Genomic DNA, 10,572 nt, shown 5'->3' on the forward strand with positions numbered 1-10,572 from the left:
CCTCCTCGCCTTCGACACGTCCCTCCAATGGGGTGTCGAGCGCGTCAAGGGCATGGCCAAGTTCGCGGGCCAGGGCCTGTGGAACATCAAGATCTCCGGACAGGGCTGGGTGGCGCTGACCTCCCGCGGCACCCCGATCGTCGTCGACTGCGGTCGCGGCGAGGACGAGACGTACGTCGACCCGGACGCCCTGATCGCCTGGTCCCCGAACCTCAAGGTGAAGGGCAAGCGCAGCTTCAAGGCCGGTTCGCTCATCGGGCGCGGCAGCGGCGAGGCCTACCAGATGGGCTTCTCCGGAGAGGGCATCGTCGTCGTACAGCCCAGCGAGGACAGCACCGACCGTCTCCGAGCCCGGGGCTGAGGGGGAGCAACACACCATGCAGAGCCCACTTTTCGCGCACACCGAGCAGCAGACTCAGGAGCGCTACACCGTCCAGAACCCGCAGCTGCTGCGGGTCGCCCTCGCGGGTCACGACGACATCCTGGCCCGCAAGGGCGCCATGGTCGCCTACCAGGGTCTGATGGAGTTCGACGCCGAGTACCAGAGCCAGGGCAACCAGCGGGCCCGCGCGCACACCGGCGAGGGCCTGGACCTGATGCGCTGCCACGGCCAGGGCACGGTCTATCTCGCGAACCTCGCCCAGTACATCCACGTGGTGGACGTGGACCAGGACGGTCTGACCGTGGACAGCAGCTATGTCCTCGCGCTCGACTCGTCGCTGACCCACCAGGTCATCGCCGTGGACAGCCAGTACGGAATCTCCGGCTCCGGCAAGTACCAGCTCAACATCACCGGCCGCGGCAAGGTCGCCCTGATGACCTCGGGCCAGCCGCTGATGCTTCAGGTCACGCCGGACCAGTACGTGAACGCCGACGCCGACGCGATCGTCGCCTGGTCCAACGGCCTGCGGGTGCAGATGCAGGCCCAGACGCACTCGTCGGGCGTGTGGCGTCGCCGCGGCAACACCGGTGAGGGCTGGGAGCTCAGCTTCATGGGCCAGGGCTACGCCCTCGTCCAGCCGAGCGAGATGCTGCCGCCGCAGAACGCGGTCATCGGGCAGGGAGCCAGGGCGCAGTACGGCATGGGCCAGCAGGGCGCCCGGGGGCAGAACCAGGGGAACGTCTGGAGCTAGCCCCTGCGCGGGGAGCGGGAGCGGTGACAGGAGCGTGGGGAACTGCGGGCCGGTTGTGGCTGGTCGCGCAGTTCCCCGCGCCCCTTACGGGGCGCGTTTTACAGCTTCGCTCTCGTCGCCTCCACCAGGCGTACCACCGACGTGTCGGCGACATCCGCCACCTCGTCGTACGCGAACCAGCGCAGGTCCAGGGACTCGTCGCTGATCGCTTCGGTCGCTCCGGATGGGGCCAGCGCGGCGTACTGCACGTCGAGGTGCTGGGTGCAGGGCCCCGGGATCGGGTGGCGGTCCAGGCGGACGGGGCCGCCCGTGAGAAGCGTCAGGCCCGGCACCCCGGACTCCTCGGTCGCCTCGCGCAGTGCGGCCGCGGCCAGCGTCGGATCGCCCGGCTCGCAGTGGCCGCCCATCTGGAGCCACATCCGGAGCTTCTTGTGCAGGGTCAGCAGCACGCGGCCGCGCGACGGGTCGATCACCAGGGCGCTCGCCGTCACATGGCCGTCCGTACAGGCCTTCCACATGCCGTCGTCGGGGTGGGCGGCGAGGTGGTCCAGGTAGTACTGACGCAGGTCTTCCTGGTCCTCGTACCCCTTCAGCACGAGGACCGCGTCGTCGTACAGGCTCACTTCTTGTCGTCGCCCTTGTCGTCGGTGGCGTCCGTGCCGTCGGTGTCGTCGGCAGCCGGGGTGTCCTTCTCGAGGTCCGGCTTCGCGGCGCCGCCGCCCGCCGCCTCGCCGAGCATCTTGTCCAGCTCGGAGAAGTCCAGCTGCTCGTGGTGCACGAAGCCGTCGGGGTCGTCCAGGTCCGAGGCCGTCGGCAGCATGTCCGGGTGCGCCCACAGGCCGTCCCGGCCGTCCACGCCGCGCGCGTCCGTGAGCGAGGCCCACAGGCGCGAGGCGTCCCGCAGCCGGCGCGGACGCAGCTCGAGGCCGATGAGCGTGGCGAACGTCTGCTCCGCGGGGCCGCCCGTCGCACGGCGGCGGCGCAGCGTCTCGCGGAGGGCGTCGGCGGACGACAGGCGGGGCTTGGCCGCCGCGTGCACGACCGCGTCCACCCAGCCCTCGACGAGCGCGAGAGCCGTCTCCAGGCGGGCCAGAGCGGCCTTCTGCTCGGGGGTGTCCTCCGGCTGGAACATGCCCTGCTGGAGTGCTTCCTGAAGCTGCTCGGGGTTCTGCGGGTCGAGCTGGCCGACCACGTCCTCCAGCTTGGCCGTGTCGACCTTGATGCCGCGCGCATAGCCCTCGACCGCGCCGAACAGATGCGAGCGCAGCCACGGCACGTGGGCGAAGAGCCGCTGGTGGGCGGCCTCGCGCAGCGCCAGATAGAGCCGCACCTCGTCCTGGGCGACGCCCAGGTCCTTGCCGAACGCCTCGACGTTCACCGGGAGGAGGGCGGCCTTGCCGGACGGGCCGAGCGGCAGGCCGATGTCGGTGGAACCGACGACCTCGCCCGCGAGCACGCCCACGGCCTGGCCGATCTGCTGGCCGAACATGGCGCCGCCCATGGAGCGCATCATCCCGATCAGCGGGCCCGCCATGGCCTGCATCTCCTCGGGCAGCACGTCACCCATGGCCAGGCCGACGCGCTCGGCGACCGGGTCGACCAGTTCCTTCCACACCGGAAGGGTCGCCTCGACCCACTCGGCGCGGCTCCAGGCCACGGCCACGCCCGAGCCGGACGGCAGCGACGTCGCGTCGTCGAGCCACAGGTCGGCGAGGCGGACGGCCTCCTCGACCGCGCCGCGCTCCGCGGGGCCGACGCTGGCGTCCTTGGTGCCGTCCGCCGTCCCCTGGGAGACCGTCTGGCGGGCGATGTCCTTGGCCATGTCCCAGTTCACCGGGCCGCCCTCGTACGAGAGCATCTGGCCGAGCTGCTGGAAGGCCGCGCCCAGGTCGTTCGGGTTCATCGAACCGAACATCGCTGCGAACGGATTGTCGCCGCCCGGCCCGCCGGCGCCGGGCAGGCCGCCGAAGCCGAACGGGTTCCCAGGGCCTCCTGCACCCTGTCCCCCTCCGGGGCTGTCCTTCTTCTTGCCCTCGTCGCCGTTCTCCGGCTCCTCCGGCGGAAGGCCGAATCCGAATGGGGTGTCACTCACGGGATTCCTCGGCTCGTCAGGCCGCCGGTACTGTTCCGGCGGCGGCTGCCTTACAACACCACCCAGCGTAGACACCGTGACGGGATCGGGCCTCAGTGCTTCGCCGACTCATGGCCTGCGGCAGGATGGATGCCACCTGGTACGTACGCGTCATTCGCGTATCTACTGAAGACAACCGCTGGAGACGCCTGGTGAGTTCCCCAGATCCACAGGTTCGCGCAGCGCGAAACCTTTCTACCCCGGCCCCCGTGCGCGGGCCCGTGGTCGCCGTCACCGGCGCCGCGTCCGGCGTGGGCGCGCTCCTTGTCGAGCGCCTGGCCGCGTCCGAGGAGATCAAGCAGGTCGTCGCCATCGACGAGCGGCGGGGCGAGTGCGCCGGGGCGCAGTGGCACATCCTGGACGTGCGGGATCCGGCCATCGCCGAGAAGCTGCGGGGCGCGGACGTCGTGGTCCACCTCGCGCTCGATCTCGACCTGGAGACCGACGCTGCGGCCCGTACCGCGTATAACGTACGCGGTACGCAGACCGTGCTGACCGCCGCCGCGGCGGCCGGTGTCCACCGTGTCGTGCTCTGCACGTCGGCGATGGTCTACGGAGCGCTGTCCGACAACGAACTGCCCCTCTCCGAAGACGCCGAATTGCGCGCCACCGCGGAGGCGACCGGCGTCGGCGACCTGCTTGAGGTCGAGCGACTCGCCCGGCGCGCACCGCGCGCCCACCCCGGTCTGAACGTCACCGTGGTGCGGCCCGCGGTCCTGGTCGGCGGCACCGACACTGCGCTGACGCGTTACTTCGAGTCGCCCCGGCTGCTCGTGGTGGCCGGCTCGCGCCCGGCCTGGCAGTTCTGCCACGTCGAGGACCTGTGCAGTGCCCTGGAGTACGCAGTCCTGGAGAAGGTCGACGGGGAACTGGCGGTCGGCTGCGACGGATGGCTGGAACAGGAAGAGGTCGAGGAGCTCAGCGAGATCCGGCGGATGGAGCTGCCCTCCACGGTGGCCCTCGGCGCGGCGGCGCGGTTGCACCGGATCGGTCTCACTCCGTCTCCGGCCGGTGACCTCGCGTACACGATGTACCCGTGGGTGGTGAGCGTCAGCAGGCTGCACGACGCCGGATGGCGGCCGCAGTGGACCAACGAGGAGGTCCTCTCGGAGCTTCTCGAGGAGGTCGCGGGGCGCCGGACGGTGGCGGGACGCAGGCTCGGGCGCAAGGACGCGACGGCCGCGGGTGCCGCCGGTGCGACGGTCGCGCTGCTGGGCGCCGCCGCGGTGGTGCGACGCGCCCGGAAGGCCCGGCGCCGCATCTGATCCTTCCCGCGGACCTGCGGGGACCTGTGCGGATCTGTAGGGAGCTCCAACGCGGCACGCGCGCGTGCCGGGGGAAAGCGCTATTCCGTGATGTCCGTGCCGTGCGGCACCATGGCCGCATGGCACGCACCACGAACGACCACCCCGGCGAGCAGGCCGCACAGGACCCCATCCGGCTCCTGGCGATCCGTGACGCACCGCTCTCCCTGGACGAGGTCTTCCGGGCCGTCGGCGACGACGCGGCGGGGGGAACGGCGCTCTTCGTGGGGACCGTGCGCAATCACGACGGCGGAGCGGACGTCGACGAGCTCGGCTATTCGACCCACCCGACGGCCGAGGCCGAGATGCGCCGGGTGGCCGAGAAGGTCGTCGCCGAATTCCCGGTCCGGGCTCTTGCCGCCGTCCACCGCGTCGGTGACCTCGCGGTGGGCGATCTCGCGGTCGTCGTGGCCGTCTCCTGCCCGCACCGCGCGGAGGCCTTCGCCGCCTGCCGCAAGCTGATCGACGACCTCAAGCACGAGGTCCCGATCTGGAAGCACCAGCGGTTCTCGGACGGCAAGGAGGAGTGGGTCGGCGCCTGCTAGGCACCGGTGCGGCCCGGCCCGGCTGCGTGGCCCGCGCACGGTCGGCGGACGGAGTCCGACGCGGTCGGTCGAAGCCTGGGAGGCCCGCCAGGGCCGAGCAGTGCGAGAGCGGCCATCTGGAATTGGGACGGCAAGGAGGAGTGGGTCGGCGCCTGCTGATCTGCTCGGGCGGTGGCCGCCGACCCGTTCCTCCTGTGGTCGTGGAGCCAGTTGGCCCAAGGAGGGGCGGCAGAGCCTCCAGTTGCGTAACCCGACCCCTGGCGTAAGCGTTGACGAAGCGGATGGTTAATCTGCTGATCTGTCAGTTGTGCTCGCTCAAGGGGTCGGGAGGCCGACATGGCGTCACTCGCCTGGTTGCTGATTCCGTTTGCGGCAGCTGTCGGTGGAGGGCTCTGGGCTGCCTGGGCGGCGCGTAACCGCAGGTCGGGCAAGACCGGGGACAACAACGAGCTCAACGGCTACGCGGCCTTCCGCGAGGCGATGGAGAAGTCCCACTCCGGCACATGAGCCCGCGGGCCCACGGCCGCCGGGAGGCCCGCAGGCCCCGTACGGACTGGCCCCAGCGGTGCACTGACAGGCAGGTCCCGTACTGTCGTTCCATGCCACGCCGCACCGCGACGATGCTCGCCTCCACCCTGATGCTGATCGCGCTGCTCTGCGCCGGAGTCCTCATCAAAGTGCCGTACTCGGTGATGTCCCCGGGCCCCACGGTCAACACCCTCGGTGATCACGGCGGCGAGCCGGTGCTGCAGATCTCCGGCCACAAGACCTATCCGACGTCCGGTCACCTCAACATGACCACGGTCAGGGTCACCAGCGCCGACTACAACATGAACATCGCGGAGGCCGTGTACGGCTGGCTGGCCCACGACAACATCGTCGTGCCGCACGAGACCCTCTACCCGAACGGCAAGACCGAGCAGCAGTCGAGCCAGGAGAACGCCGAGGAGTTCAGCCAGTCGCAGGAGGCCGCCAAGGTCGCGGCACTGCGGGAACTGGACCTGCCGGTGAAGTCCCAGGTCGTCGTCTCCACCGTCTTCAAGGACAGCCCCGCCGAGGGCAAGCTCCACGCGGGCGACGTCATCAAGACGGTCGACGGCAAGCCCGTGAAGGAGATGACGGACGTCTCCGAGCTGGTCACCAAGCACAAGCCGGGCCAGGACGTCGTCTTCAGCGTGGTGCCCGTCAAGGAGGCGGCCGCCGCCGAGAAGGCAGGCAAGGAGCCGACCCGGACGGAAGACCTCAAGATCACCACGGAGAAAGCGAAGGACGGCCGCGCGGTCGTCGGCATCGAGGCGGGCACCGATCACACGTTCCCGTTCACCATCGACATCAAGCTCGCCGACGTCGGCGGCCCCAGCGCCGGGCTGATGTTCGCGCTCGGCATCGTGGACAAGCTGACCCCCGGCGACCTGACCGGAGGCAATTTCGTGGCCGGCACCGGCACGATCGACGTCGACGGCAAGGTCGGCCCGATCGGCGGCATCGGTATGAAGACGGTCGGCGCGCGCTCCAAGGGCGCCGAGTACTTCCTGACGCCGAAGGACAACTGCGCCACGGCCGCCAAGGACGTCCCGGACGGCCTCACGCTGGTCAAGGTGGACACCATCGACGACGCGGTCGACTCCCTCAACGACATCCGCAAGGGCGACACCGCGGACCTGCCGCAGTGCACGGTGAAGAAGTAGCGGCAGCGGACGAAAGTACGCGGGCGGGGGCGGACCCCCACCCGCGTACGCGTACGAGGACAGTCAGTCGGCGAAGGTGGCCGACAGCGCTTCGGCGAGCCCCGGAACCAGGTCGGCCCCGGTGAGGACCTCGGTCGGCGAGTCCTTCTCGCGCAGCCGCAGGGCCGACTCGCGCGCACCGTCACGGAGCACCGCGACCGTCATGCGGACCTCCTGGCGGTCGGGATGTTCGGCCACCCACTTCGCGAGCTGGGCCTCGCCGAGGCCGTCGGGCACCGACGTCTCCGCCGACGGCGGAAGCATCAGGCGCTCCACCGTGAGGGCGCAGCCCGCCACGGCGTCCGGCCAGGCGATGGTGCCGAGGAACTCGTCCAGCGGCTTGCCCGCCGGGATCTCCTCCTGCTCGATGGGGGTCAGACCGGGTTCTTCGGGGGAGTTGTCGAGGCCGAGCTGGGTGGCGAGGCCGGGTTCCTGGGTACGCAGTCGCGCCGTGTCGACGAGCGCGAAGAGGCGCGCGGGCTGGTCCCAGCCGAGGCCGGACGCGTACTCATCGATCTCGAGCACGGCACGGGTGAGGGGGCTCGCTGCCATGGGAGTGTTGGACATGGTCACAATCCTGCCTCGTTAGTACCGAGAACCGAGAAACGGGAACCGAGTAAAGCGTAGGTAAGTTGCATAGGTGTGGGTCCACGATCACAGGGCCCTGACGGATCAACAGAATCAACATCGAACTTCGAGGTGCGCACCTTGGCTTTCCAGATGCCGGACCGCGGCGGAGGCCCGACGGGGCCACGGATCAGAGTGGGCCGACCGTCCCGTCGTGTCCGGACCCTGCTCATGACACTGGGCATCCTGGCTGTACTGGCCATGGTGTTCGTCATGTTCGCGGGGTTCTGGACGGACTGGCTCTGGTACCGCTCGGTCAACTATTCGTCGGTCTTCACGACGACCCTGTGGACCAAGATCGGCCTGTTCTTCGTCTTCGGCCTCCTGATGGCGGTCGCGGTCGGACTGAACATCTGGCTGGCGCACCGGCTGCGCCCGCCGCTGAGTGCCATGTCGATGGAGCAGCAGAGCCTCGACCGGTACCGCATGAGCATCGCGCCGTACAAGAAGTGGCTGCTGCTCGGCATCGCCACGCTCGTCGGCCTGATCGCGGGCGCGTCGGCCGCGGGCCAGTGGCGCACATGGCTCCTGTGGGTGAACGGCGTCTCCTTCGGCCAGAAGGACCCGCAGTTCAAGCTGGACGTGTCGTTCTTCGCGTTCGACCTTCCCTGGTACCGCTTCCTGCTCGGCTTCGGCTTCGCGGCCACGGTGCTCTCCCTGATCGCCGCGGCCCTGACCCACTACCTGTACGGCGGGCTGCGCGTCACCAGCCCCGGCGCGCGGGCCACGGCGGCGTCCACGGGGCACCTGTCGGTGCTGCTCGGCGTCTTCGTGACGCTCAAGGCCGTGGCGTACTGGCTCGACCGGTACGGCCTCGCCGTGAAGTCCAGCGACTTCAAGGCGACGGGCGACTGGACGGGCCTTCGCTACGTGGACGCGAACGCGTACCTGCCGGCGAAGACCATCCTGTTCTGCATCGCCGTCATCTGCGCCCTGCTCTTCTTCGGGACGCTGTGGCGGCGCACCTGGCAGCTGCCGGTCATCGGCTTCGGCCTGATGGTCCTCTCCGCCATCCTCATCGGCGGTCTGTACCCCGCGATCGTGCAGAAGTTCCAGGTCTCGCCGAACGAGCAGGCCAAGGAAGCGCCGTACATCGAGAAGAACATCGAGGCCACGCGCAACGCGTACGGCATCAGCGGTGTGAAGCCCGAGGACTACACGGGCGCGGGCAAGGCCGACGAGGACCCCAAGGCGAAGCGCGCGAACGCGGACTCGGCGGCCAACTACCGGCTGAACGACCCGAACATCGTCTCGCCGACGTTCCAGCAGCTGGAGCAGGAGCGCGAGTACTACCGCTTCCCCAAGACCCTGGACGTCGACCGCTACAACGGCCAGGACACCATCGTCGGTCTGCGTGAGCTGAGCCTCGACAAGCTCGACAAGCGCAACTGGATCAACGACCACTTCGCCTACACCCACGGGTACGGCATGGTCACCGCCAAGGGCACGGAGACCAAGAAGGGCTCCAAGGGCGCCCCGGACTTCACGGAGTCCGGCCTGCCCACCAAGGGCAAGCTCGGCGAGTACGAGCAGCGGATCTACTACGGCGAGAAGACCACCCAGTACTCGATCGTGGGCGGGCCCCAGAAGGAGCTCGACTACGAAGAGGACGGCGGCGGCCAGAAGACGTACAGCTACAAGGGCGACAGCGGCGTCAACCTCTCCAACCCGATCAACCGCGCCGCCTACGCGGTCTCCTTCGGAGAGCCGCAGATGCTGTACTCGGGCGCGATCGGTGACGGGTCGCGGATCCTCTACAACCGCACTCCGAAGGAGCGCGTCGAGTCGGTGGCGCCTTGGCTGACCATCGACGGCGACACGTACCCGACGGTGGTCAACGGCAGGATCCAGTGGGTCGTCGACGCCTACACGACCAGCAACGGCTATCCGTACGCCTCGCGCACCACGCTCGGCGACACGACGGCCGACTCGCTGTCGGAGTCGGACGACCAGCGGGCGGTGGTGGCCCAGCAGAACCAGGTCAACTACATCCGCAACTCGGTGAAGGCGACCGTCGACGCGTACACCGGAGAGGTCAAGCTCTACACCTGGGACGACAAGGACCCGGTCCTGAAGACCTGGAAGAAGGCGTTCCCGGACACCGTCAAGGACAAGGGCGAGATCCCCAAGGCCCTGATGGACCACCTGCGCTACCCCCAGGACATGTTCAAGGTGCAGCGCGAGCTCCTGACGCTCTACCACGTCACGGACGCCGGCCAGTTCTACAACGCGAGTGACGCCTGGCAGGTGCCGAACGACCCGACGAAGAAGGACAACAGCGCGGTCCCGCCGTACTACCTGTCCATGAAGACGCCGGGTCAGACGCAGCAGCAGTTCTCCCTGACGACGACGTTCACCCCGAGCGGGCGCCCGAACCTACGGGCGTTCATGACGGTCGACGCCGACGCCACGAGCGAGAACTTCGGCAAGATGAAACTGCTGAGAGTCACGGGCGACGTGGACGGCCCGGAACAGGTCCAGAACAAGCTGAACTCCATGACCGAGGTCGGTAACTTCGTCCGGGACATGAAGGGCGCCGACTCCGACGTCCTCTACGGAAACCTCCTCACCGTGCCCTTGGACGACGGTTTCCTCTACGTCGAGCCCGTGTACGTACAGGGACGCAAATCGGCGTATCCGCTGCTGAAGAAGGTCGCGGTGTCGTACGGCACGGAGACCGCGTTCGCGGACTCCCTGAGCGACGGCCTCAACCAGGTCTTCGGCGCCGACGGGACCACGAAGCCACCGGCCGACGACACGGACGAGCCGACGGATCCGCCCAAGTCGAGCGACCCGACGGTGCAGGCAGCCCTTGACGACGCCCAGACGGCGTTCGAGGACGGGCAGCAGGCCCTGAAGGACGGCGACTGGGAGGCCTACGGCGAGGCGCAGGAGAAGCTCGAGAAGTCCCTGCAGCGGGCCGAGGACGCCCAGGCCAAGGCGGCTGAGGACGCCGACAAGAAGGGCGACAAGAACGGGGACGCGGACAAGAACGGCGACAAGAAGGGCGGCTGACCAGCTGCGAAAGACCATCCCCGCGCCGTGGTACGGTTGCATCACAACGGCGCGGGGTGGAGCAGCTCGGTAGCTCGCTGGGCTCATAAC

General features: G+C 69.1%; 10 protein-coding genes. 7 read left to right on the top strand and 3 right to left on the bottom strand.

Annotated features, from left to right (window positions below; all coding sequences use genetic code 11):
• Together ACQKIP_RS28920 and ACQKIP_RS28925 are read left to right on the top strand one after the other, a co-directional pair.
• On the top strand, positions 1-361 hold a 361-nt coding region (locus ACQKIP_RS28920), incomplete at its 5' end, for an AIM24 family protein (RefSeq protein WP_427744548.1).
• A 16-nt stretch (positions 362-377) separates the two neighbouring features.
• The gene (locus ACQKIP_RS28925) at positions 378-1,133 is read left to right on the top strand and encodes an AIM24 family protein (protein ID WP_365860523.1); all 756 of its coding nucleotides are present in this window, start codon (positions 378-380) and stop codon (positions 1,131-1,133) included.
• Between the two features lie 98 nt (positions 1,134-1,231).
• On the opposite strand, the gene ACQKIP_RS28930 is transcribed toward ACQKIP_RS28925, so the two are convergent.
• Both ACQKIP_RS28930 and ACQKIP_RS28935 read right to left on the bottom strand, forming a co-directional pair.
• Positions 1,232-1,756 (bottom strand): NUDIX hydrolase, encoded by a 525-nt coding sequence (locus ACQKIP_RS28930; protein ID WP_365860524.1) that lies wholly within the window; start codon positions 1,754-1,756, stop codon positions 1,232-1,234.
• Entirely contained in the window at positions 1,753-3,225 is a 1,473-nt protein-coding gene (locus tag ACQKIP_RS28935; RefSeq protein ID WP_365860525.1) for a zinc-dependent metalloprotease, read from the bottom strand. The genes ACQKIP_RS28930 and ACQKIP_RS28935 overlap by 4 nt, the downstream gene beginning before the upstream one ends.
• Before the next feature lie 191 nt (positions 3,226-3,416).
• Between ACQKIP_RS28935 and ACQKIP_RS28940 the strand changes: the two genes are divergently transcribed.
• The 4 genes from ACQKIP_RS28940 (at position 3,417) to ACQKIP_RS28955 (ending at position 6,801) form a co-directional block, all read left to right on the top strand.
• The gene (locus ACQKIP_RS28940; protein WP_365860526.1) at positions 3,417-4,529 is read left to right on the top strand and encodes an SDR family oxidoreductase; all 1,113 of its coding nucleotides are present in this window, start codon (positions 3,417-3,419) and stop codon (positions 4,527-4,529) included.
• A 119-nt stretch (positions 4,530-4,648) separates the two neighbouring features.
• Positions 4,649-5,113, top strand: coding sequence for a molybdenum cofactor biosynthesis protein MoaE (locus tag ACQKIP_RS28945; RefSeq protein WP_190082040.1), 465 nt, complete (start codon positions 4,649-4,651; stop codon positions 5,111-5,113).
• A gap of 336 nt (positions 5,114-5,449) precedes the next feature.
• Positions 5,450-5,620, top strand: a complete 171-nt coding sequence (locus tag ACQKIP_RS28950) for a hypothetical protein (protein ID WP_365860527.1) — start codon at positions 5,450-5,452, stop codon at positions 5,618-5,620.
• Positions 5,621-5,712: 92 nt separating this feature from the next.
• Positions 5,713-6,801: a YlbL family protein gene (locus ACQKIP_RS28955; protein WP_365860528.1), complete on the top strand. Its 1,089-nt coding sequence runs from the start codon at positions 5,713-5,715 to the stop codon at positions 6,799-6,801.
• 63 nt (positions 6,802-6,864) lie between these two features.
• Here ACQKIP_RS28955 and ACQKIP_RS28960 read toward each other — a convergent pair whose 3' ends face one another.
• On the bottom strand, positions 6,865-7,407 hold the full coding sequence (locus ACQKIP_RS28960; RefSeq protein ID WP_361386353.1) for a PPA1309 family protein: 543 nt from the start codon (positions 7,405-7,407) through the stop codon (positions 6,865-6,867).
• Positions 7,408-7,560: 153 nt separating this feature from the next.
• Between ACQKIP_RS28960 and ACQKIP_RS28965 the strand changes: the two genes are divergently transcribed.
• Positions 7,561-10,482, top strand: a complete 2,922-nt coding sequence (locus tag ACQKIP_RS28965; RefSeq protein ID WP_365860764.1) for a UPF0182 family protein — start codon at positions 7,561-7,563, stop codon at positions 10,480-10,482.
• Positions 10,483-10,572: the final 90 nt, after the last annotated feature.

It is taken from the genome of Streptomyces sp. NPDC059900, assembly GCF_050270335.1.
Lineage (GTDB): Bacteria > Actinomycetota > Actinomycetes > Streptomycetales > Streptomycetaceae > Streptomyces.

What these genes read in the sequence shown, in the direction of transcription:
- ACQKIP_RS28925 (WP_365860523.1), top strand. Translation starts at nt 378, where the DNA reads ATGCAGAGCCCACTTTTCGCGCACACCGAGCAGCAGACTCAGGAGCGC.
- ACQKIP_RS28945 (WP_190082040.1), top strand. Translation starts at nt 4,649, where the DNA reads ATGGCACGCACCACGAACGACCACCCCGGCGAGCAGGCCGCACAGGAC.
- ACQKIP_RS28950 (WP_365860527.1), top strand. Translation starts at nt 5,450, where the DNA reads ATGGCGTCACTCGCCTGGTTGCTGATTCCGTTTGCGGCAGCTGTCGGT.
- ACQKIP_RS28955 (WP_365860528.1), top strand. Translation starts at nt 5,713, where the DNA reads ATGCCACGCCGCACCGCGACGATGCTCGCCTCCACCCTGATGCTGATC.
- ACQKIP_RS28960 (WP_361386353.1), bottom strand. Translation starts at nt 7,407, where the DNA reads ATGTCCAACACTCCCATGGCAGCGAGCCCCCTCACCCGTGCCGTGCTC.
- ACQKIP_RS28965 (WP_365860764.1), top strand. Translation starts at nt 7,561, where the DNA reads ATGCCGGACCGCGGCGGAGGCCCGACGGGGCCACGGATCAGAGTGGGC.